This is a genomic window from Bradyrhizobium sp. SZCCHNS3002 (assembly GCF_032377435.1).
Classification (GTDB): Bacteria; Pseudomonadota; Alphaproteobacteria; order Rhizobiales; family Xanthobacteraceae; genus Bradyrhizobium.
Map to the genome: position 1 here is coordinate 1 of NZ_JAUHHY010000008.1, position 22,500 is coordinate 22,500.

Sequence of the window (22,500 nt, forward strand, 5' to 3'; positions counted from 1 at the left end):
CAACTTGCCAAAAACCCACAACAGTTGAGCCTCGCAATATGCGGAAGCTGAACCGGACAGCCGTGGGCTTGTCCCGGCCATCCACGTCTTGCAGTATGACGACATGGCGAGCGGCTACGTGTATTTCATGACCAATCGTCCGAATGGCACGCTGTACGTCGGTGTGACCAGTGATCTCGTGCGCCGGGTGTATCAGCACCGATCTGGCCTCGTCGACGGCTTCACTAAGCGATATGGTTTGAAGCGGCTCGTTTACTTCGAAGTCTTCGACGACATTCAGAGCGCGATCCAGCGCAGCACAACATCAAGCATTGGTCACGTGCCTGGAAGGTCGGGCTGATCATTGCAACTAATCCAGATTGGGACGATCTCTTCGATACGATCACAATGTAAATCGTATTTGCGGAGCGACGTGGATGGCCGGGACAAGCCCGGCCATGACGAGCTTAGGGTTGGCGGTTTCCACTTTTCAAAGAGCGGTTAGTCTGAGACATGCTGCCTTATCCTCGCGGCGCATCCGCGCCCGAGCTTTGCGTCACGCGTCGCCTCCGGATAACGCAGAGGCGCAGGGAAGGCCGGATGCTGGCCGCACCCATGGCCCGCCTGCGGAAAAATGCAGGCGGCAGGAACCACAGGTACGAGCCGGAACACCCGGCCTTCCCTGCGCGATGGTTGAACGGCTGCTTCGCGTTCTCCCCGGTGCGCCGGCTTTCTGGCCACCGTCGTCCGCGTGATGCAGAGCACCACAACGAACTTGACATCAGCGTCGGGATGCCAGGACCGCGCGACTTGACCGTGCGCATCGGAATTGTTCGTCCGCGCGGGCAATCCCACGCGCAATCCGACACGCCCATCGCATCCCACACTCAGCGTTCGTGACGACCGCGATACGCCGCTCTTGCTGTGAGGCGGGACGCGCGGAAATCTGCGCCTGAGTTGCCCGACGGCGCAAGGACTTTCGTGCGACGAACTAACACGACGGGCAATTCGTGCATGAGCGTCATGCGCGATCTGCCCGTCGTGCGGACATCACGCGCATTCTCCCTGTCACCAACATCACGCGGCGTTGGCAGGTCGATCCCGGACTCTCCGAACCGATGCGCCGCGTTTAATCATCGCTGATGGACGCGGCTCAAGGCTCGCCGAGACCGCGAGCCAAGCACAAACATTGATTTGGCCGCGGTTCGATGCCACCTTTCGCGATCTCCGACACTTCTTCTCTTCAGGAACGTGAGGCGATCTGGGATGCGCGTCCTGCTGTCGGAAGGATCAGGTCTCACGTCGCGTCAGGTCGCCGGGCGCCTCGGCGCGCTCGGACATGAGGTCGAGATCCTGTCCTCGACGCGGATCTGCCTGTCGCGCTTCACCCGGCATGTGCGGGCTGTTCACGCCGTGCCGCGGTTCGGACGCGATCCGTTCGGATGGCTCGCCGCGGCAGAACGCATTGCAGCCGAGCGAAAGGTCGATCTGCTGTTTCCGACGCAGGAACAGGTGACGGTGCTCTCGGCAAGATTGCCGCAGCTCCGGGTCGCGACGATCGTGCCGCCGTTCAAAAGTCTCGCGCGGGTTCAGGACAAGATATCGGCCTTTCATACGCTCGAGGCCGCCGGAGTGCCACAGCCGCCCACGACGATGGTCTCGCGGATCGAGGATCTCCGTGACGTCGCAGCCTATCCCGTTTTTCTGAAGCGCCCCGTCAGCACGGCAAGCTCGGGCGTCCGCAGGGCGCGAAACGCCGCCGAGCTCAATGCAGCCGCGCGCGAGCTTGGACTTGGTGACGGCTCGGCGTTGATTGTCCAGTCCGAGGTGGCAGGGCCGCTCGCAATGGTGCAGGCCGTTGCCAACCGCGGCCGGCTGGTCGCGCATCATGCCTGCCTTCGCGTGCGCGAGGGCGTCGGTGGCGGAGCGTCGCTGAAGCAGAGCATCGTGCTGCCCGGTCTGGCCGTCATGCTGTCGCGGCTGGTCGCGTTGCTGGATTGGCGCGGTGGGCTGTCGATGGATGTGATCATCGCCGATGGCGGACCGGTCATCATTGATGTCAATCCCCGGCTGGTCGAACCTGCCAACGCCTTCGCGGCGGGTGTGGATCTCGTTGCGGCGATGATCGATGCGGCCATTGGTGCTGCGACTGGGGAATGTCCGGCCGGGGCCGCCGGCGTGCGGACCCGCCAGACGCTGCTGGCGATCCTTGGCGCCGCCGAGCAGACGGGGGCGCGGATCGCGGTGTTGCGCGAAGCGATCGATGCGATTGCGGCACGCGGCGACTACGCCGGATCAACCGAGGAACTGACGCCAGTCGCGGGCGATCCGCTTGCGCTCGTTCCCGTCATCGCTGCGCTCGGCGCGTCGCTGATCCGCCCGTCGCTATGGCGCAAATTCCATAGCGGCGCCGTTGGTCCCTACGCAGTCACGCCGGAGGCGTGGGCAGAGATTCTGGCTGCGGCGGCTTGATAGCGCAGACCGCCGCGGTGATCCGGCGAGGATTGCGCGTCTTCAATCCCTCTGGACTTAACTCATTCACACGGTGGTCGCATATCTAATGACAACTAACGTGACGGGCAGTTCGTGCATGAAGCTCATGCGCAAACTGCCCGTCGTACAACGTCTGATGCGGCTTGGTCGCTGCTGCCTCGTCGGCAATCTACAGCAAGCCGACCTTGTGCATCATGTCGCGGATCTGCGCCGGACTGGGATCACCGGCGGCCGGGCTCGACCACTCGCCGGTCGTCGTTGCCGGGCCCCTGGCAACCGAGCCGGATCCGTTGGGCTTGCCATTGGGCGCCTGCGGCGCCAGCGTCGGAGACGTCGCGGCGTTCGGCGCTTCGCCGCGCGCCAGTCCCAGCAGACGACGAAGGACGTCGAGCGATGGATCGGCCGCGGGCGCGGAGGCAACGCTCGCCTCCAGGCCGAGGGCGCGCATCGCATTCGGCAGTCCGGCTCCGGCACGATTGGGGTCGCCGAACTGCAGCGGCGTCGACGTCTCCTTCAGGATCTGGAACAGCCGCTCCACACGCCGCGCGTCGCGTGTCGCGAAGGGACCCTTGAAGTCGGGATGATGCGCCAGCACCAGCGCGGCAAGGCCGGTGACGTGCGGCGTCGCCATCGAGGTGCCGTCCCACGCCCCGAAGCCATCGGCCGGCAGCGAGGACACGATGCCGACGCCCGGCGCGCAGACGTCGATCTCCGGCCCGAAGCAGCTGAACTTCGCCGGAAAATATCCGTCGCTGCTGCGGAAGCCGTCCAGCGCCTGCTGGGCGTGGAAGCTGTCCTCGGGAAACTCGCCCCATTTGCCCATCGCGGCGACCGACAGGCAATGCGGCGTCGAGCCGGGAAACTGGACCGGCCCCGACGAATTTCCCGCGGCGACGATACAGGCGAGGCCCATCTGCTTGGCCCGCAGGATCCGCTCCTCGATGATCTGCGACGGCTCGCCGCCGCCCAGGCTCATGTTGGCGACGTCGATGCCATTCTCCATGCAGTAGTCGAGCGCCGAGACGAGATCGCTGAACCGGCCGCCCGGGAAGATCCGGCAGACATGGATTTCGGCCGCCGGAGCGAAGCCGCGAATGCCGCCGCCGCTGCCGACCGGCCCGCCGGCGATGATCCCGGCGCAATGCGAGCCGTGACCGATGGTATCGATGGTCCAGCTCGCGGGATCATTGCCGACGATGCTCTTGCCGATCGTGACGCCGTGCAGATTGCGATGGGTTGGTGCTGCGCCGGAATCGATCACGGCGATCTTCACGCCCGCGCCATTGTAGGCGAGGGGAACGCGATCGAGGCCCATCGCGCGCTGGCCCCATCCCAGCAATTGCTGGCCGGGAAAGCCGCGCAGATAGGCGCCCAGCGTCTTCGCGGCAATGCGATTCACGCTGTCGGGCGTCAGTTGCGGACGATCGAGCCAGAAGGTCCAGTAATCGACCCGTGGCTTGATCAGGATCGAGCGGATGGTGTCGGGCGTCTCGCCCTGAATCTTGAGCGTGACGCGGCCGCTGGCGTCGGTGACGCCCTGCACCGGCCACACGCTGCCGAACACATAGACTTCCGTCTCGGGCAACGGTCCGCTCTCGCCGATGACTTCGATCGTCGTCGAGAAGCCGTCGGCCAGGGGAATGAGAACGCCGGGATTGGGAAGCTGGTGCGGCGCCGGAGTCTGCGGAACGGTCGGATCGAGCATGTAGGTGAGCGGCGCATCGCGCTCGACCGCGAGCCGCGCTCCCGCCTGGGCCTTGAGCAATTCGGCCTTGTCGGGCGTCATGCGGGCCAGCACCATGGGGCCGAGCGGCGCCTGTCCCGGGTCGGCGCTCTGGAATCCAAGCAGCCGCGGCGGCTGGATCGTCTTCACCACGTCGATGTCGGGAGTGTTTGTCAGTTGCTGGACGATGAAGTCGGCGCTGAAGGTCGCAAGCCCCGTCTGCTGGCGCGGGGCCAGGATGTACTGCGCCCGCCGCTGCGAGATCGTTGCGCCGGGTTGCCCCGTCGCTGGCGCCGCCTTGCCGCCGTCGCTGCGACCGGCCCCTTGCGCGACAGGGGCTGCCGCGGCGGTCACCCGTGCTGCTGCTGCGGCCTGCGGTGCGGTTTCGGCTGACGGCTGCTCCGCTCCGGGTTGTGCTCCGGTGCCGTTGACGGCCGTGCCGGCCGCGTCTTTCTGATCCGAGATTTCAGGTTTGCTTCGTGCGGCCATCTGCGGGCTCCTTCATCCTCGCTCGTGACATCGTCGGGGGCGCGGCTGGAGTCAGCCGGCGCCAAAGGGTTTCAGTGGAGCGTTCGGCTCGACCACGATCGTGCTGAAAGTCGATCGGAGGCGATCGGCCTGGCTCTTCGTCATCGACAGGATGACGACGTCGGGGGCGACCTGACCGATGCGCTTCACGCCGGGCTCGCGGCTCAGATGATCAGCAAGCTGGCCGGACTTGACCGGCTCGCCCTGCACGATGAATTCCTGCTCCGAGTTCGGATCCGCCATGCGTCGCTCCCTCCATGTCAGCTCGGCGGTGGGCGGACTGATCGTGCGCCCACCGCCTCACTTGCTTGGACCTGCGTCGTGAACGTCGCGGGTCACGGTTTCAGATCGACTAGTGCATCGTGCCCGCGGGCTGGCCGGCGCTGAAGATGCCGAGCGTGTGCCCGATGTTGAGGCCGGTCTGCGCGCCCTGTCCGATCTTCTTGAGCACGCTCCAGAAGCCCTGCAGCTCCATGTCGGTCGGCTGCGCGGCCGCGGCGGCCTGCGGCCCGGTGCTGAAGATGCCGAGGTTGTGGCCGACATCGAGGCCGGTCTGGACGCCCTGTCCGATCTTCTTCAGCACGCTCCAGAAGCTCTGCAGCTCCATGTCGGTCGGCTGTGCGGCCGCCGCCGGCTGGCTCGGCTGGCCGGCGCTGAAGATGCCGAGGTTGTGGCCGACGTCGAGGCCGGTCTGGACGCCCTGTCCGATCTTCTTCAGCACGCTCCAGAAGCTCTGCAGCTCCATGTCGGTCGGCTGTGCGGCCGCCGCCGGCTGGCTCGGCTGGCCGGCGCTGAAGATGCCGAGGTTGTGGCCGACGTCGAGGCCGGTCTGGACGCCCTGTCCGATCTTCTTCAGCACGCTCCAGAAGCTCTGCAGCTCCATGTCGGTCGGCTGCGCCGCGGCGGTTGCGGCCTGCGGACCGGCGCTGAAGATGCCGAGGTTGTGGCCGACATCGAGGCCGGTCTGAACGCCCTGTCCGATCTTCTTGAGCACGCTCCAGAAGCCCTGCAGCTCCATGTCGGTCGGCTGCGCCGCGGCGGGTGCGGCCTGCGGACCGGCGCTGAAGATGCCGAGGTTGTGGCCGACATTGAGGCCGGTCTGGACGCCCTGTCCGATCTTCTTGAGCACGCTCCAGAAGCCCTGCAGCTCCATGTCGGTCGGCTGCGCCGCGGCGGGTGCGGCCTGCGGACCGACGCTGAAGATGCCGAGGTTGTGGCCGACATCGAGGCCGGTCTGGACGCCCTGACCGATCTTCTTGAGCACGCTCCAGAAGCCCTGCAGCTCCATGTCGGTCGGCTGTGTGGCGGCGGGGGCCGCCTGCGGACCGGCGCTGAAGATGCCGAGGTTGTGGCCGACGTTGAGTCCGGTCTGGACGCCCTGTCCGACCTTCTTGAGCACGCTCCAGAAGCCCTGCAATTCCATGTCCGACGGCTGCTCGGTGCCGGGGCCGACCGAGAACGGCGCGAACCCGCCGGCGATTCCGCCGATGGCGCCGCCAAAGTCGCGGCCGGTCTTACCGCCGATCAGGCGTCCGATCGCTTGTCCGGCGAACCTGCCGAGAACGGAGCCGAAGATCCCTTCGGGATTCAATTGACCATAGTCTTCAGTCGACTGCTGCATGCCACTCATGTTGAGTCTCCTCGCTCGTTGTCTGATCTTCGAGCGGCGCGCCGCTTGACCTCATCAGGAGTAGTTGCTGCGCGACGTCGATCGAGGGCGATGTTGCGCGTGTGGCCGTGATGCAAGTGTCAAGCAGGGCGTGAAAGTGCCGTCAAAATCGATCGTGTGTGGAACGCATGGAGCAAGGTCGCGCCGATCGTCAGACGCGGAGCATGCGCCTGATCTCACGCTGCAGGGATTCGGTTTCGCTCTCCGGCGTGGCGCCGACCTGCTTGCGCAGGATGGTGCGGCAGAAGTCATATTGACGCAGGGCGTCGGCACGGCGGCCCTGCTGCGCGTAGCAGCGCATCAAGGTGCGGTGGACGTCCTCCTGCAGCGGATCGGCGGCCAGCACACGCAATGAGAACGTCGTGGCGATCTCCACATGTTCCCGGCCGCCGACGTCGAGTAGACCCGCGATCGCCCGGATCGCTCGCGTCTTCAAGCGTTGACGCTCGGCGGAGAGCCACGCCTCGAACGCGCAAGACGTCGAGCTGATGCCGTCGAGCAACTCGCCGCGGAACAGCGCGGCGGCGCGGGCCATGGTCTCCAGATCGCCGAGTTGCAGCAGCAGCTCGAACTCCTGCACGTCGGTGGTGACGGCGTTCGGATGGATGCGGATGTCGTCGCGCTCCGCCGAGATGACGTCGGCGCATTGCGGCAGCACCCGGCGCAGCGTCAACAGCGCCTGGCGCAGGTTTGCGCGCGCATTGTCGCCGAAGTGGCCTTCCCACAGGAGCGCGGCAAGCTTGCTGCGTGAAATGCCGTGCGGAGAGGTGAGGGCGAGATAGCCCAGGAGCGTTGCCGCCTTGCGGCTTGGAATGACGACCTGCTCGCCCGAGACCCGTCTGATTTCAAGACCGCCAAACAGATTGATACGCAGCAAACTCATTGTCTCTCTCCTCTGAATGGCGACTCGCTGCGATCGGCGCCGGGCCTGCAGAAGTCGAGCTTCTCGTGCGATGAGATTGAGCGGCTGCAGCCGGATCAGGTCTGCACGGTCGTCGCCCAAAGGCGAGCCGCCACGCTGTCGTTTTCATCGTCGAAATGAGATCGGCAATGCAGTTAAGTCTGTCCGCGCAACGTTCGGTTCAATCTTGGATTGTATGACGGAGCGAGACTGTCCCTCGTGACTTGCAGTATGCACCCCATCGTGTCCAGTGTGGGCGAAGTCGGAACTGTGCGCTGTGAGCTGCGGCACACTCGAGGACCGACACGATCATGCTGTATCAGCAGCCATGGCAAACGAGATTGGAATTGTTCCGATGAGATCGTTCCGCAAGGAACTTTGGTTCCAGACGCCGGGCCGGCGGGCCTTCATCAACATCACGCGTGAGGTCGAGGCGGCGCTGAAGGAGAGCGGCGTGCGCGAGGGCCTCGTGCTCGTCAACGCCATGCACATCACGGCGTCGGTCTTCATCAATGACGACGAGAGCGGGCTGCATCACGACTATGAGCAATGGCTGGAGGAACTCGCCCCGCACGAGCCGGTGGCGGGCTATCGCCACAACCGCACCGGCGAGGACAATGCCGACGCCCACATGAAGCGCCAGATCATGGGCCGCGAGGTCGTGGTCGCGATCACGCAAGCCAAGCTCGACTTTGGCCCGTGGGAGCAGATCTTCTACGGCGAGTTCGACGGCGGGCGGCGCAAACGCGTGCTGATCAAGATCATCGGCGAGTAGGAGGACGCCGGAGCTTTCGGGCGTCATTGCGAGGAGCGCAAGCGACGAAGCAATCCAGGGGCCACGCGTGACGCCGTTCCGTATGGCCCCTGGATCGCTTCGCTGGCGCTCGCGATGACGGAGGAGGGTGGGGAGCCTCGGCTGTCATGCCCGCGCAAGCGGGCATCCAGTACGCCGCGGCCTCTCGGAGGACACAGCGACCGGCGTGGCGAGAGCGCGACTCGAGCCTCGGCTGTCGCGCTTGCCAGCACTCCGTGGTGTGACGATCCCTGTTGGATTAGGCCGCAGATGATGCGCGCGCTCTCTCGCCCGCGAACACCGCCTTGATCTCGGCTGCGACCTTCGGCGTGTTCTCGTCGAGCACGAAGTGTCCCGCGTCGAGCCACACCAGCTTTACGTCGGCGAGGTCGTTGAGATAGGCGCGGGCGCCGGGCGGGATGAAGAACGGATCGTGCTGGCCCCAGACGATCAGCGTCTTCGGGCTGTGGGCGCGGAAGGCCGCCTGCCACTCCGGATAGCGCGCGACGTTGGTCTTGTAGTTCTCCAGCAGATCGAGCTGGTAGTCCTGCGTGCCCGGACGGTCGAGCAGCGCCTGGTCGAGAGTCCAGTTGTCGGGATTGACGGCTTCAGGATCCTTGGCGCCGACCAGCCATTGGAACTTGGTGCCGTCGAGGCTCAGCAGCTCGCGAGCAGGCGCCTCGGTCTCCGGCGTGCGCGTCTCCCACAACGGCAGCAGCACCTTCTTCGGCGCCTCGCCGACCCCCTCCATATAGGCATTGGTATTCTGGAGGATGAAGCCTCTCACGCGCTCCGGCCGCTGCGTGAACAGGCGGAAGCCGACCGGCCCGCCATAGTCCTGCATGTAGAGAATGTAGGACTCGAGCCCGAGCACGTCGACGAGACCCGCGACATGCCGGGCGAGGTTGTCGAAGGTGTAGTCGAACTCTGCACGCGACGGCGCGTCGGAATGGCCGAATCCGATGTAGTCGGGCGCTACCAGATGGAAGCGATCGGCGAGCGCGGGGATCAGGTCGCGGAACATCTGGCTGCTGGTCGGCAGGCCATGCAGCAGCAGGATCGTCGGCGCCGTCGGGTCGCCGGCCTCGCGGTAGAAGACGTTGCGGCCGTGGACGGTCGCGGTTCGGAAGCGGGTCTGGGTGGTCATGGGGAAGCTCCTGGTCTCGGGCGGTCGGGACTCGTTGGCCGCCCGTCACCCTGGTTCTATGCCTTCCAAAATCGGGCGCGAGTCGCTAGATTCGAGAAGAGGCCTCCCATTTTTTGGAAAGATACGTTGGATCGTCTGGACGCCATGGCGGTGCTGTTGGCCGCAGCCGAGGCCGGGAGTCTGTCGAAGGCCAGCCGGACGCTCGGGCTGCCGCTCGCGACGGTCAGCCGCAAGGTGGCCGAGCTCGAAGCGCATCTGAAGGCTTCGCTTCTGATCCGCTCGGCGAAGGGCCTGGAGCTGACGCCGGCGGGTCGGTCCTATGTCGCAGCGGCGCGCGCGATCCTGGAACAGGTCGCCGAGGCCGAGCGTGTCGCCAGCGGCGAATATTCCGAGCCCAAGGGCGATCTCGTGGTGACGGCGCCGATCATGTTCGGCCGGCTGCATGCGCTGCCTGTGGTGACGCGCTTCCTTGGCGCCTTTCCGGACGTGGCGGTCGATCTCGTGATGACCGATCGTGTCGCGCACTTTCTCGACGACCAGGTCGACGTCGCCCTGCGCATCGGCCAGTTGCCGGATTCGAGTTTGATCGCCACCCGGCTCGGCAGCGTCCGCCACGTCATCTGCGCCAGCCCGGATTATCTCGCCGCCAATGGCTGCCCGGCGCGGCCGGAGGATCTGGCACGGCACGGCGTGATCTCGTTCCAGAGCGTGTCGGTGCCCGGCACCTGGCCGTTCGAAGTCGACGGCGCCGAGATCCCCGCCAGCTTCCGCGCGCGCCTTGGCGTCAACACGATCGATGCGGCGATCGAAGCCGGCCTGTCGGGAGCGGGCTTGGTGCGGGCGTTGTCCTATCAAGTCGTCGATCATGTCCGCAGCGGCCGACTTCAGCTCGTGCTCGAAGCCTTCGAACCGGCGCCGCGCCCGGTGCATCTCGTCTATGACGGCCAGACCCGGCTGCCGCTGAAGCTGCGCGCCTTCGTCGACTTCGCCGTGCCGCTGCTGCGGCAGCGGCTGGAGGAGGCGGCGATCTGAGGGACGTCTGGACGCACAGTGGCTGCTGCAAAACACGCTGTCATCGCCCGGCTTGACCGTGCGATCCAGTGCGCGGGCAATGACAGATGTAGTCGGAGCAGCAGCATGCCTCCTTATCCTGCCATCGACCTTGGATCGCGCGGTCCCCAGCGGCCGGCCTCGACCAGGGCGATAAAGCGCTCGACGGATGCGTTGAACAGCGCCGGCTCCTCCAGGTTCAACACATGTCCGGACTTCGGGAAGAACGTTAGCCCGGACGCCGGCAGATGCTGCTTGAGAAACAAACTCGGCGCGATGCAGGCGTCGTCCTCGTCGCCGCAGATGATCAGGGCCGGGGTTGTAACGCGGCGGATGGCGTCCGTCATGGTGTAGATCGATGGCCTGCTGCCCTGGAAGCCGCGCATGGTGTTGGCCGAGCCACGCGCGTCGTGGCGGGCGAGCGCGGCGTAGAAGTCGGCATGGCCGCGCGGGTCCTTGATGAGGAAGGGAATGCGGCCGGGGGCCTCGCGGGTGACCTTGGCGGTCTCGGCCGAGCCGAGCGTCTCGAACTGCTCGGCGGTGGCGCGGCACTGGGCGCGGAAGGCCTCGAGATGCTCGAGGCTGGAGCCCGAGCCGACGCCGGCCAGCACCATCGAGCGGATGCGATCCGGTGCGTTCAGTGCCACCTGCAGCGCGGAGTACGAGCCCATCGACAGGCCGACGAAATGGGCGCTGTCGATGCCGAGGTGGTCGAGCACGGCGATCGCGTCGGTGTAGAAATGCACGTGGCTATAGGCGTCGGGCGCGGCCGGCACGTCCGAGGGCGTGTAGCCGCGCGCGGAGTAGGCGATGCAGCGGTGGCGCCGCGCGAAGTAGCGCAGTTGCGGCTCCCAATTGGTGTGGTCGGCGGCGAACTCGTGCAGGAAGATCAGCGGCGTGCCCACGCCGACCTCTTCAAAATAGAGGCGAACGCCATCTTTGGCCGTTGCATGGGGCATCGTCAGCTCCTCCCGTGTCGCGTGCCTGATGATGACGAGTCGCGCGATACGCGACAACGTCCCGATCGACGGCCTTGTTTTCGCCGTAGCATAGACTCGGAATCACCCTCTCGTCGCCAGGCTTTTGCCGTCGATGGTCATGGTTTCGTCACAGCGCAACATTTTACGGACCTCCGCTGGCGGCTTGCAGAGGGGCCGCGCTGAGGACCAGGGGGTGCCAAGTCAGGGTACTGGGGGAAGTAACAGAAGGATTGAGTATGGTTGTGTCTACCCTTCGCCGGTCGCTTCACATCGTTGCGCTGACCATGGGTGCGGCAGTCGTCGCCGTCACCGCAACACCGGCATCGGCCCGTCCGCATCACGGCTCGGGGCATCATGCCCACCGCAGCCACGGCGGCCATCACTACGCAAGGCATCATCACCACCGGCGTTCCGTCGCCCGGCTGTCGCGCTGGGAGCGCGGCGTGGCGCGGGTGCAGGTGAGCGGCGTTGCCGATGCGCAGGCCAGCGTCATGATGCCGGGCACGGCGTCCGACGGCATGGCCTCGTCCGCCGGCCTCGGTGGCGGCAGCAGCGTCGTCTCCGCGGCGCGCAGCTACATCGGCAGCGGCAATCCGACCGGCCGGCGCAGCCTGTGGTGCGCGCGCTTCATGAACATGGTGCTGGAGCGCACCGGCCATCGCGGCACCGGCTCCGACATGGCGCGCTCGTTCGCGAGCTATGGCCAGCGCGTCTCCGGCCCACAGGTCGGCGCGATCGCGGTGATGAGCCGCCGCGGCGGCGGTCATGTCGGCGTGGTCTCGGGCGTCGATGCCCAGGGCAATCCGATCGTCATCTCCGGCAACAACGGCAACCGCGTCCGCGAGAGCGCGGTGTCGCGCGGCCGCGTGTATGCCTATGTGATGCCGAACTGAGAGCTCTCGAACTTGAACTGATGAGGTGAGCCCTCGCGGCTCGCGCGCTCTGCGCCTCCCCCGCTTGCGGGGGAGGTCGCATCGGAGAGGCGATGCGGGTCGGGGAAGTCTGTCCTCACGAAGATTTTCGCGTGTGGCGCCCCCACCCCAGCCCTCCCCCGCACGCGGGAGAGGGGGGCGCACCGTCGGCGGGGTGAGGGTGCGAACTACACCAGCCGGGGCTGTTCCACGGCGAACTCGTCGCCAACGGCGACATCCCCGGCTTCGATGACCTCGGCGTAGATGCCGCATTCATTGTTGCCGCGCCGGGCCATCAGCGCCGGCGGGATGTCGAGGTCGCGGGCGGCGGTGTCCGGGTCGACGTTGACGGCGGCGCAGCGGGTGGTGGTCTTGACGACCTTGAGCCGCGCCGAGCCGATCCGCAGCGTTTCGCCCATCAGCGAGGTCTCGTGCCAGGCCGGCCAGCCGGCGACGTAGACATTGGCGCGGAAGCGCAGCGGATGCACGGTCGCGCCGACCAAGGTCTCGATCTCCGCGATCGAGGCGAGGTTGATGATTGAGACCACCTTGCGCGCCAGATCCGTAAAGGCGTAGCCACCGCCCGAGAGCAGCCTGACCGGGCCGCGCAGCTCGTCGGCAAACTCGCGCGCGAAGAACGCCTCGATGGCGGCGCGGCCGTCGGCGCTTTCGAGGTCGCCTTGGGCGACGATCGCGCCGTCCTTGCGGATGGTGAGGATGTTGGTCGCGTCCTCGAAGTGCGTCTTGAACCCGGCCAAGCGCTCATTGCGCATCAGCATCAAATACGCCGTTTTCGGCTTCCACACCGGCGCCGCCGGATCGAAGCCGGTTGGGCCGTTTTCCAGCGCGTAGCGGCGATCGGCCGGCAGCGTTTCGCCGACCCGTAACGGGGCCGTTTGCAGTGGTTCCGGGGTAAGGCCCTTGACCGGATAGCGGTACAGGCCGGCGATGCGCGCGGGAGGGGTCTGGCTCATGCCGCCTCATAGGAGATTCCCATGGTCGCGGCCAGGGCACACGAATTTGTGAAGCGGCCCCTTCCGTTTTCGCACCGCCTTCCCACATTTCCACTCAAGCCGGGCGCAAGCCGGCGACGTCAATGGTTGCGGCGTTGATGGACGTCAACGTGCGCGGTCCGAAACCCAATGAAGATGCTGAAGCCGTGCCTTCGGGGCGTCACAGCAGGCTGAGGGAAACATCATGAATATCGACAAATATACCGAGCGCGCGCGGGGCTTCATCCAATCGGCGCAATCGCTGGCGATGCGCGACGGCCATCAGCAGTTTTCGCCGCTGCATCTGCTGAAGGTTCTGCTCGACGATAGCGAAGGCCTCGCGGGCGGTCTGATCGATCGCGCCGGCGGCAATTCGCGCGCGATTTTGAAGGCGACCGAGGACGCACTGGGCAAGCTGCCGAAAGTGTCGGGCAGCGGCGCCGGGCAGATCTATCTGTCGCCCGAGCTGGCGCGCGCCTTCGACGCGGGGGAAAAGGCGGCCGAGAAGGCCGGCGACAGTTTCGTCACGGTGGAGCGCCTGCTGCTCGGGCTGACGCTGGAGAAGAACAGCGAGACCGGCGGCATCCTCGCCAAGGGCGGCGTGACCGCGCAGAATCTCAACGCGGCGATCGAGAGCCTGCGCAAGGGGCGCACGGCCGACTCGGCGACCGCCGAGAACGCCTATGATGCCTTGAAGAAATATGCCCGCGACCTGACCCAGGCGGCGCGCGACGGCAAGCTCGATCCGGTGATCGGCCGCGACGAGGAGATCCGCCGCACCATCCAGGTGCTGTCACGGCGCACCAAGAACAATCCCGTGCTGATCGGCGAGCCCGGCGTCGGCAAGACCGCGATCGTCGAGGGCCTCGCGCTGCGCATCGTCAATGGCGACGTGCCGGAGAGCCTGAAGGACAAGCGGCTGCTGTCGCTCGATCTCGGCGCACTGATTGCGGGCGCGAAATATCGCGGCGAGTTCGAGGAGCGGCTGAAATCCGTGCTGCAGGAGGTCACGGCGGCCGAAGGCACCTTCGTGCTGTTCATCGACGAGATGCATACCCTGATCGGCGCCGGCAAGGCCGACGGCGCCATGGATGCGTCGAACCTGCTGAAGCCCGCGCTCGCCCGCGGCGAGCTGCACTGCATCGGCGCGACCACGCTCGACGAGTATCAGAAGCATGTCGAGAAGGACGCGGCGCTCGCGCGCAGGTTCCAGCCGGTCTACGTCACCGAGCCCACGGTCGAGGACACCATCTCGATCCTGCGCGGCCTGAAGGACAAATACGAGCAGCATCACGGCGTGCGCATTACCGACTCCGCGCTGGTGGCGTCGGCCACGCTGTCGAACCGCTACATCACCGACCGTTTCCTGCCTGACAAGGCCATCGACCTGATGGACGAGGCGGCGGCGCGGCTGAAGATGCAGGTCGACAGCAAGCCCGAGGAACTGGACTCGCTCGACCGCGAGATCATCCGGCTCAAGATCGAGCAGGAGGCCTTGAAGAAGGAGAGCGATCTCGGCTCCAAGACGCGGCTGCAGGCGCTGGAGAAGGAGCTCGCCGATCTCGAGGAGAAGTCGGCGGCGCTGACGTCGAAATGGAGCGCCGAGAAGGACAAGCTGTCGAACGCGCAGAAGCTCAAGAGCGAGCTGGACGGCCTGCGGATCGAGCTCGCCAACGCGCAGCGCCGCGGCGAGTACCAGAAGGCGGGCGAGCTGGCCTATGGCCGCATCCCCGAGCTGGAGAAGCAACTGGCCGACATCGAGGCCAAGGAGAATGCCGGCGAGATGATGGAGGAGGCGGTCACCGCCAACCACATCGCGCAGGTGGTCTCGCGCTGGACCGGCGTGCCGGTCGACAAGATGCTCGAGGGCGAGAAGGACAAGCTGCTGCGCATGGAGGACTCGCTCGGCAAGCGCGTCGTCGGCCAGTTCGAGGCCGTGCATGCGGTTGCGACCGCCGTGCGGCGCTCGCGCGCCGGCCTGCAGGACCCGCACCGGCCGATGGGCTCGTTCATGTTCTTAGGCCCCACCGGCGTCGGCAAGACCGAGCTGACCAAGGCGCTCGCCGAGTATCTGTTCAACGACGAGACCGCGATGGTCCGGCTCGACATGTCCGAGTACATGGAGAAGCATTCGGTGTCGCGGCTGATCGGCGCGCCTCCCGGCTATGTCGGCTATGATGAGGGCGGGGCGCTGACCGAGGCCGTGCGCCGCCGGCCGTACCAGGTCGTCCTGTTCGACGAGATCGAGAAGGCGCATCCGGATGTCTTCAACGTGCTGCTTCAGGTGCTCGACGACGGCCGTCTGACCGACGGCCAGGGCCGCACCGTCGACTTCCGCAACACGCTGATCATCATGACCAGCAATCTCGGTTCCGAGTTCCTGGTCAACCAGCCCGAGGGCGAGGATACGTCCGAGGTGCGGGAGCTGGTGATGGGCACGGTGCGCGGACATTTCCGCCCCGAGTTCCTCAACCGCGTCGATGAGATCATCCTGTTCCATCGCCTGCAGAAGAGCGAGATGGGCCGGATCGTCGAGATCCAGTTCGCCCGGCTCCAGAAGCTCCTGGAGGAGCGCAAGATCACGCTGTCGCTCGATGGCGACGCGCGCGACTGGCTCGCCGCCAAGGGCTGGGATCCGGCCTACGGTGCCCGTCCCTTGAAGCGGGTGATACAGCGCAGCGTGCAGGATCCGCTCGCCGAGATGATTCTCGCCGGCGACATCAAGGATGGCGACAACGTCGCCATCTCGTCGGAAGGCAATGTGCTGACCTTCAACGGCAAGGCGCATCGTACGGCGGAGATCGCGACGTTCGAGGCGCCGATCCCGAAGCGCAAGCTGAACTGATCTCGAACATCCGCAGCACTCAAACGGCAACGGCCCGCGCCAAGCGCGGGCCGTTTGCGTTTGGAACATGCTGAGGGGCAGGGCTACCGATTCACCTGGATCGGGCCGGCATCGGAGATGCGCGACGCGCCGGGGCCGCGGCTGGTCATCATCTGGTCGACGCGGTCGCGCTCCTTCTCGAAGCTCGCCATGATCGGGCCTTCCAGCGACCGGCCGCGCGGCAGCTTCACGCGCATCGGGTCGACGAAGCGGCCGTTGACCAGGATCTCGTAATGGACGTGCGGGCCGGTCGACATGCCGGTCGAGCCGACGAAACCGATGACCTGGCCCTGGCGCACGCGCTTGCCGGGCTCCATGCCCTTGGCAAAGGCCGACATGTGGCCGTAGGCGGTCTCGTAGCCGTTGTTGTGCTTGATGCGGATATATTTGCCGTAGCCGCCTTCCTGGCCGACCTTCTCGAGCACGCCGTTGCCGGAGGCGAAAATGGGGGTGCCATAGGCGGTGGCCCAGTCGACGCCGGTGTGCATCTTGACGAAGCCTAGGATCGGATGGCGGCGGCCGCCGAAGCCGGAGCGCATGATCGCGTTGTTGACCGGCTTGCGCACCAGGAACTTCTTCGCGCTCTTGCCGGTCTCGTCGTAATAGTCGACGACGCTGTCGTCGGGGGTCTGGAACCGGTAGTATTTCTTGGTCTCGCCGCCGACCGTCAGGGAGGTGAACAGCACCTCGGTCTTGTCGTTGTTGCCGGGTTTGTCGTCGTCGTCGCCGGCATAGAAGACGTCGAACGAATCCCCGGGCTGCACCTTGCGCTGGAAATCGACGTCGTAGGAGTAGATGCGGATCATGTCCTCGATGACCGGCGTGGGCACCTTGTTGCGCATCGCCGTCTCGTAGATGCTCTGATAGAGGCGGACACCGGTGCCGTCATCCTCCTCGTCGTTGGTGTTGTCGGCGGTCTCGGTAACCGTGTTCATGCTCTGCGCGTCCACGGCGACGTATCGTCCGAGGTCCGACAGCGCGGCGACCGCCTCGATCATGGTGTCGTTGGCGACGATGACCCGGAACGGCTGCAGCCGGGCGCCGGGGGCAGGGCTGGATGGCGCCATCAGGATGCGCAGTTTCTCGCCTTCCTTCAGGCCGCCGTCACGGCCGCGCGGGCCGAGCTGGGCGGCGATCGCCTTGGCTTCGTCGGGCGTCGCGCCCTGGTCGCGCAGGATCGAGGCGACGGTATCGCCCTTCTTGACCAGGTGAACCCGCTCGCCGAGCGGATTGCCGCCGGTGATCTGGTCCTTGGTCTTGGGCAGCAAGGTGACATTTTCCGGCACCACCCGGGTCTCGAAGCCGGCGTAAGGATCGGGCGAGGTGCCGTCATTGGCATAGGACAGTTTCAGGTCGCCGCCTTGGACGGCCTGCGCGCCGGCCGCGTCGGCGGCGGCATTGGCAAGTGAGGCGTAGCGCACGCCGCCATTGTTGCCGCGCCAGTTCGCCGCATCACGGACCCGCATGACGATTTCGTCGAGCGCCACCGAGGTCGCGATCTTCGCCTTGGGGAGCACGGCGGCGAGATCCTTGGTCACGAATGAGACCTCGGCGTCGGGCTCGACGGCCTCGGGATTGTTCGGATCCTCGCCGGACCCCGTCTTGTCGTTGTCGGTGTCGCTCAGCAGGCGCTGGGCGTTGAAGGGCGGGATCTTGGCGGACAGATCGCTGGTCGCCATCGACAGGTTGCCCGAGATCCGGACGTAGGGACGGACCCGGATCAGCTCGCGCGAACCCGCGCGGGTAACGGTCGAGATGCGCACCACGTTGCGCGCCGCGGCGGCTTCGCTCGGCGGGGGCAGGCGGTCGCTCTTGCGCAAGGTGGCGACGCGGTCGTTGGCGCCGAAGGCGCCGCGCAGCGCGCTTTCCATCCGCTCCGGCATGCGCGCGAAGGTCATTTCGCCATCGAGCGACGCAAAAACGGCGCCGCCGATGAGGGCTGCGCCGCACAGACCAGTCAGAATCGTACCGGAGAACCATTGCACGGAGACGCGGCGGCGATCGATCACCGCGGCTTCGGAGCCATCGACCGATAGCGGCGGCTCATGACCGAGATCGATCATGCCGATCTCGCGTCCGTACCCCCCGCGTGACGTCCGATGGCTCAACCTTCGTCCCCCAAGTTCAAAGTCAGCACCGAGATCGCTCAGCTGCCGGTTGGCTTAACGTCCAAGACAAACGGCTCGGAATGATGGCGCGCTTCTGTCGGTTCGAGACTCTCTGGCCCGAAAGCCGGACTCCACGAACCGCTATTGTTCTTCAGGATCTCTCGATGTCGTCTCGGCCGTATCAGGCGAAGGGCTCGCCGCTTCCTTGATCTGGATCATCCTTGAATCGATGGCAGTCCCCGCTGGACCCAAATCAACCCAGGTCGATGCTTAACAAATCGTCGCAGGATTGTGGCCCAAGTGGGGCACGAAGTCCGCAAGAAATCGGGGTTCTCCTGCTGTCCGGAAAAAAATGATTCGATGCGACGATTTGTTGACATTGGGCGTTGACACCCCGATCGGCCCCCCCTATAAACCCGATCACTGAGCGCGGCGCCGCTTCGGGACACACCGAGGCGAGCATTCGCGCCAATATTGCTCCTCACTTTCGTTGAGTGATGCACAACCGGTAAAACCCGGTTGCTCATCGACGTCGAAAAAGGTTGAGCGACCCCTCCGCATGAGGGTGGGACCGAGGTCCCGGGCTGTTTGACAAGTGAAGATGAAGAAAGAGAAACGTGGACGGCGGAGTCCTTGCGGGTCTCGGGGTTGAGAGCTTCGGCTTTTGGTTCTGAGATCGGACGAGAAGACTTCGGCGGACAATGTTTCAAAGGTAACACCATGGTTTTCGCGCTGTGAAGCGTGGAGATCGATTGGTGGGACCTCGTCAAACGTTGTGATCAGCCGGTTCAAAGCTTCAAGTTCAACTTGAGAGTTTGATCCTGGCTCAGAGCGAACGCTGGCGGCAGGCTTAACACATGCAAGTCGAGCGGGCGTAGCAATACGTCAGCGGCAGACGGGTGAGTAACGCGTGGGAACGTACCTTTTGGTTCGGAACAACACAGGGAAACTTGTGCTAATACCGGATAAGCCCTTACGGGGAAAGATTTATCGCCGAAAGATCGGCCCGCGTCTGATTAGCTAGTTGGTGGGGTAATGGCCCACCAAGGCGACGATCAGTAGCTGGTCTGAGAGGATGATCAGCCACATTGGGACTGAGACACGGCCCAAACTCCTACGGGAGGCAGCAGTGGGGAATATTGGACAATGGGGGCAACCCTGATCCAGCCATGCCGCGTGAGTGATGAAGGCCCTAGGGTTGTAAAGCTCTTTTGTGCGGGAAGATAATGACGGTACCGCAAGAATAAGCCCCGGCTAACTTCGTGCCAGCAGCCGCGGTAATACGAAGGGGGCTAGCGTTGCTCGGAATCACTGGGCGTAAAGGGTGCGTAGGCGGGTCTTTAAGTCAGGGGTGAAATCCTGGAGCTCAACTCCAGAACTGCCTTTGATACTGAAGATCTTGAGTTCGGGAGAGGTGAGTGGAACTGCGAGTGTAGAGGTGAAATTCGTAGATATTCGCAAGAACACCAGTGGCGAAGGCGGCTCACTGGCCCGATACTGACGCTGAGGCACGAAAGCGTGGGGAGCAAACAGGATTAGATACCCTGGTAGTCCACGCCGTAAACGATGAATGCCAGCCGTTAGTGGGTTTACTCACTAGTGGCGCAGCTAACGCTTTAAGCATTCCGCCTGGGGAGTACGGTCGCAAGATTAAAACTCAAAGGAATTGACGGGGGCCCGCACAAGCGGTGGAGCATGTGGTTTAATTCGACGCAACGCGCAGAACCTTACCAGCCCTTGACATGTTTGGGACCGGTCGCAGAGACGTGACCTTCTCTTCGGAGCCCGAAACACAGGTGCTGCATGGCTGTCGTCAGCTCGTGTCGTGAGATGTTGGGTTAAGTCCCGCAACGAGCGCAACCCCCGTCCTTAGTTGCTACCATTTAGTTGAGCACTCTAAGGAGACTGCCGGTGATAAGCCGCGAGGAAGGTGGGGATGACGTCAAGTCCTCATGGCCCTTACGGGCTGGGCTACACACGTGCTACAATGGCGGTGACAGTGGGAAGCTAAGGGGCAACCCTTCGCAAATCTCAAAAAGCCGTCTCAGTTCGGATTGGGCTCTGCAACTCGAGCCCATGAAGTTGGAATCGCTAGTAATCGTGGATCAGCACGCCACGGTGAATACGTTCCCGGGCCTTGTACACACCGCCCGTCACACCATGGGAGTTGGCTTTACCTGAAGGCGGTGCGCTAACCAGCAATGGAGGCAGCCGACCACGGTAGGGTCAGCGACTGGGGTGAAGTCGTAACAAGGTAGCCGTAGGGGAACCTGCGGCTGGATCACCTCCTTTCTAAGGATGGCTCTTCAGCCTGGTCTTTAAGGTCGCAAGATCTTGGGACCACGATCTTCGGATCGCGTGCTATCGAGCTGTTTTAGAAACATCAGGGACCAACACGATCGCCAGATCGGGTTGAGTTCCATTGGCGGGATTTCGCCGTCTTCGTTTCTCTTTCTTCGCGGACGAACACGCTGCCTGGGGCTGCGCGGTTGCTGCATCGGCCCTCACGGGCAGGGCGGTGACGAGCTTCGAGCGTTAGGGCTTGTAGCTCAGTTGGTTAGAGCGCGCGCTTGATAAGCGTGAGGTCGGAAGTTCAAGTCTTCCCAGGCCCACCAGCCTTCGCGCCTCACGGCGCTTCGGCTCGGCAAGCCAGAAGATGCGCGAAGGCTGTCGCGCCGTAGCCCAGTTGGGCGAAGGCGGACTGGTCAACGCGAGCTTCGGCTAGTTATCGTCTCGACGATCGCGCTGCTGCATTCGTCTTTCCGAGTATGGGGCCTTAGCTCAGCTGGGAGAGCGCGTGCTTTGCAAGCATGAGGTCGTCGGTTCGATCCCGACAGGCTCCACCAGCCTTCGCAGGCTACGCCTGCTTCGGCTCGGCAAGCCAGAGTGCAGCGAAGGCTGCCGCGCCGGAGCCCACTTGGGCGGAGGCGGGCTATCGTTAGCGTGTTCAAATTCGTCCGCGAGACAACATTTCGCATTGTCTGGTCCTCACCGGGACTACAGGCAACTGCGTGTTATCTGACATCGTGAAGAGGAGATCGATCCGAGTAGGGTCGTGCAATGAGGGCCACCGCGCAAGCGGTCCGCGTTCGACTTTGCACCGACGCCTTCACTATCTCCGGGTCATTTCGGCGCAGGCTGGAAGCTGTGAAGCATCCTGTCTGTTGTAAATGACTCTGTTCGCTGCGCTTGACCGCACGGCGATCGGTTCGATCTTAAGAAGCAAGCTGGTCTTTCTAATCAGTGTCCTCGCTGTCTCTAACGCCGGTCCTTCGGGGCAGGTGAGAGCAGTGAACATTCTGCCGAGTGTGTGGACATTGATAATGAGAGCAATCAAGTGCCTTAAGGGTGTTCGGTGGATGCCTTGGCGCTGAGAGGCGATGAAGGACGTGCTACGCTGCGATAAGCCGTGGGGAGCTGCGAAGAAGCTTTGATCCGCGGATTTCCGAATGGGGAAACCCACCTTCGATAGCCGGAACTCCAAGACCTCGAGTCTTGGTGTTCGATTGGGAGACCGAGAGAATTCAAGGCCGTGAGGTTTTGGATTTCCGGTTATCAAGAGAAGGTATGAGACTTCTGAATACATAGGAGGTTTCAAGCAAACCCAGGGAACTGAAACATCTAAGTACCTGGAGGAAAGGACATCAACCGAGACTCCGCTAGTAGTGGCGAGCGAACGCGGACCAGGCCAGTCATGAATGTAAGCCAACCAGAACCTGTCAGGAAAGCAGGGCCTCAGAGGGTGATAGCCCCGTATGGGTAATGCGAACATTCATGCTCGAGTAAGGCGGGACACGTGCAATCCTGTCTGAACATGGGGGGACCACCCTCCAAGCCTAAGTACTCCTCAGCGACCGATAGTGAACCAGTACCGTGAGGGAAAGGTGAAAAGCACCCCGACGAGGGGAGTGAAATAGACCTGAAACCGGACACCTACAAACAGACGGAGCCCAAGATGCGTTCTGGGTGACGTCGTACCTTTTGTATTATGGGCCAGCGACTTAATTTAACGAGCAAGCTTAAGCCGATAGGCGTAGGCGTAGCGAAAGCGAGTCTGAATAGGGCGTCAAGTTCGTTGTATTAGACCCGAAACCTAGTGATCTAGCCATGAGCAGGTTGAAGGTGAGGTAACACTCACTGGAGGACCGAACGGGTGCCTGTTGAAAAAGGCTCCGATGACTTGTGGTTAGGGGTGAAAGGCCAATCAAACTGGGAAATAGCTGGTTCTCCGCGAAAGATATTTAGGTATCGCCTCGGACGAATACCTCAGGGGGTAGAGCACTGGATGGGCTAGGGGGACTTACCGTCTTACCAAACCCAACCAAACTCCGAATACCTGAGA

At 64.1% G+C, this 22,500-nt stretch carries 13 protein-coding genes, 2 tRNA genes, 2 rRNA genes and 1 pseudogene (1 of these 18 only partly in view); 10 read left to right on the forward strand and 8 right to left on the reverse strand.

Annotated elements, in window-relative coordinates; translation table 11 throughout:
* The first annotated feature begins 103 nt into the window (after positions 1-103).
* Positions 104-393, forward strand: a pseudogene (locus QW845_RS17880) (GIY-YIG nuclease family protein).
* A gap of 852 nt (positions 394-1,245) precedes the next feature.
* Entirely contained in the window at positions 1,246-2,451 is a 1,206-nt protein-coding gene (locus QW845_RS17885; RefSeq protein ID WP_315802884.1) for an ATP-grasp domain-containing protein, read from the forward strand.
* A gap of 190 nt (positions 2,452-2,641) precedes the next feature.
* On the opposite strand, the gene QW845_RS17890 is transcribed toward QW845_RS17885, so the two are convergent.
* The 4 genes from QW845_RS17890 to QW845_RS17905 all read right to left on the reverse strand — a co-directional run bounded on the left by QW845_RS17890 (position 2,642) and on the right by QW845_RS17905 (position 7,275).
* Entirely contained in the window at positions 2,642-4,684 is a 2,043-nt protein-coding gene (locus tag QW845_RS17890) for a S8 family serine peptidase (protein ID WP_315802885.1), read from the reverse strand.
* Between the two features lie 51 nt (positions 4,685-4,735).
* Positions 4,736-4,966, reverse strand: a complete 231-nt coding sequence (locus QW845_RS17895; RefSeq protein ID WP_315802886.1) for a hypothetical protein — start codon at positions 4,964-4,966, stop codon at positions 4,736-4,738.
* A gap of 109 nt (positions 4,967-5,075) precedes the next feature.
* Positions 5,076-6,353: a hypothetical protein gene (locus tag QW845_RS17900; protein WP_315802887.1), complete on the reverse strand. Its 1,278-nt coding sequence runs from the start codon at positions 6,351-6,353 to the stop codon at positions 5,076-5,078.
* A gap of 190 nt (positions 6,354-6,543) precedes the next feature.
* The gene (locus QW845_RS17905) at positions 6,544-7,275 is read right to left on the reverse strand and encodes a BTAD domain-containing putative transcriptional regulator (RefSeq protein WP_315802888.1); all 732 of its coding nucleotides are present in this window, start codon (positions 7,273-7,275) and stop codon (positions 6,544-6,546) included.
* 373 nt (positions 7,276-7,648) lie between these two features.
* Between QW845_RS17905 and QW845_RS17910 the strand changes: the two genes are divergently transcribed.
* Positions 7,649-8,068 carry a secondary thiamine-phosphate synthase enzyme YjbQ gene (locus QW845_RS17910; RefSeq protein ID WP_315802889.1) on the forward strand — a complete coding sequence of 140 codons (420 nt, stop codon included), beginning with the start codon at positions 7,649-7,651 and terminating at the stop codon, positions 8,066-8,068.
* A 277-nt stretch (positions 8,069-8,345) separates the two neighbouring features.
* On the opposite strand, the gene QW845_RS17915 is transcribed toward QW845_RS17910, so the two are convergent.
* Positions 8,346-9,233, reverse strand: a complete 888-nt coding sequence (locus QW845_RS17915; protein ID WP_315802890.1) for an alpha/beta hydrolase — start codon at positions 9,231-9,233, stop codon at positions 8,346-8,348.
* A 126-nt stretch (positions 9,234-9,359) separates the two neighbouring features.
* On the opposite strand from QW845_RS17915, the gene QW845_RS17920 reads away from it, so the two are divergent.
* Entirely contained in the window at positions 9,360-10,265 is a 906-nt protein-coding gene (locus tag QW845_RS17920) for a LysR family transcriptional regulator (RefSeq protein ID WP_315802891.1), read from the forward strand.
* A 113-nt stretch (positions 10,266-10,378) separates the two neighbouring features.
* On the opposite strand, the gene QW845_RS17925 is transcribed toward QW845_RS17920, so the two are convergent.
* Positions 10,379-11,242 (reverse strand): alpha/beta hydrolase, encoded by an 864-nt coding sequence (locus tag QW845_RS17925; protein ID WP_315802892.1) that lies wholly within the window; start codon positions 11,240-11,242, stop codon positions 10,379-10,381.
* A 257-nt stretch (positions 11,243-11,499) separates the two neighbouring features.
* On the opposite strand from QW845_RS17925, the gene QW845_RS17930 reads away from it, so the two are divergent.
* On the forward strand, positions 11,500-12,156 hold the full coding sequence (locus tag QW845_RS17930) for a TIGR02594 family protein (protein WP_315802893.1): 657 nt from the start codon (positions 11,500-11,502) through the stop codon (positions 12,154-12,156).
* 206 nt (positions 12,157-12,362) lie between these two features.
* On the opposite strand, the gene QW845_RS17935 is transcribed toward QW845_RS17930, so the two are convergent.
* The gene (locus tag QW845_RS17935; RefSeq protein ID WP_315802894.1) at positions 12,363-13,148 is read right to left on the reverse strand and encodes an MOSC domain-containing protein; all 786 of its coding nucleotides are present in this window, start codon (positions 13,146-13,148) and stop codon (positions 12,363-12,365) included.
* 223 nt (positions 13,149-13,371) lie between these two features.
* On the opposite strand from QW845_RS17935, the gene clpB reads away from it, so the two are divergent.
* Positions 13,372-16,011: an ATP-dependent chaperone ClpB gene (clpB, locus tag QW845_RS17940; protein ID WP_315802895.1), complete on the forward strand. Its 2,640-nt coding sequence runs from the start codon at positions 13,372-13,374 to the stop codon at positions 16,009-16,011.
* Positions 16,012-16,094: 83 nt separating this feature from the next.
* On the opposite strand, the gene QW845_RS17945 is transcribed toward clpB, so the two are convergent.
* A complete protein-coding gene (locus QW845_RS17945) occupies positions 16,095-18,158 on the reverse strand; it encodes a M23 family metallopeptidase (protein ID WP_315802896.1) in 2,064 nt (687 codons plus the stop codon).
* 803 nt (positions 18,159-18,961) lie between these two features.
* Between QW845_RS17945 and QW845_RS17950 the strand changes: the two genes are divergently transcribed.
* The 4 genes from QW845_RS17950 to QW845_RS17965 all read left to right on the forward strand — a co-directional run.
* A 16S ribosomal RNA gene (locus QW845_RS17950) occupies positions 18,962-20,450 on the forward strand.
* Between the two features lie 246 nt (positions 20,451-20,696).
* A tRNA-Ile gene (locus tag QW845_RS17955) sits at positions 20,697-20,773 on the forward strand.
* A gap of 155 nt (positions 20,774-20,928) precedes the next feature.
* A tRNA-Ala gene (locus QW845_RS17960) sits at positions 20,929-21,004 on the forward strand.
* A gap of 485 nt (positions 21,005-21,489) precedes the next feature.
* Positions 21,490-22,500 (forward strand): 23S ribosomal RNA (locus QW845_RS17965) (it continues 1,833 nt past the right edge of the window).
* The 16S and 23S rRNA genes sit together here with 2 tRNA genes alongside, the layout of an rRNA operon.

Bases quoted from the DNA above. Each gene is read 5' to 3' on its own strand.
- QW845_RS17885 (WP_315802884.1), top strand. From the start codon at position 1,246: ATGCGCGTCCTGCTGTCGGAAGGATCAGGTCTCACGTCGCGTCAGGTC.
- QW845_RS17890 (WP_315802885.1), bottom strand. From the start codon at position 4,684: ATGGCCGCACGAAGCAAACCTGAAATCTCGGATCAGAAAGACGCGGCC.
- QW845_RS17895 (WP_315802886.1), bottom strand. From the start codon at position 4,966: ATGGCGGATCCGAACTCGGAGCAGGAATTCATCGTGCAGGGCGAGCCG.
- QW845_RS17900 (WP_315802887.1), bottom strand. From the start codon at position 6,353: ATGAGTGGCATGCAGCAGTCGACTGAAGACTATGGTCAATTGAATCCC.
- QW845_RS17905 (WP_315802888.1), bottom strand. From the start codon at position 7,275: ATGAGTTTGCTGCGTATCAATCTGTTTGGCGGTCTTGAAATCAGACGG.
- QW845_RS17910 (WP_315802889.1), top strand. From the start codon at position 7,649: ATGAGATCGTTCCGCAAGGAACTTTGGTTCCAGACGCCGGGCCGGCGG.
- QW845_RS17915 (WP_315802890.1), bottom strand. From the start codon at position 9,233: ATGACCACCCAGACCCGCTTCCGAACCGCGACCGTCCACGGCCGCAAC.
- QW845_RS17925 (WP_315802892.1), bottom strand. From the start codon at position 11,242: ATGCCCCATGCAACGGCCAAAGATGGCGTTCGCCTCTATTTTGAAGAG.
- QW845_RS17930 (WP_315802893.1), top strand. From the start codon at position 11,500: ATGGTTGTGTCTACCCTTCGCCGGTCGCTTCACATCGTTGCGCTGACC.
- QW845_RS17935 (WP_315802894.1), bottom strand. From the start codon at position 13,148: ATGAGCCAGACCCCTCCCGCGCGCATCGCCGGCCTGTACCGCTATCCG.
- clpB (WP_315802895.1), top strand. From the start codon at position 13,372: ATGAATATCGACAAATATACCGAGCGCGCGCGGGGCTTCATCCAATCG.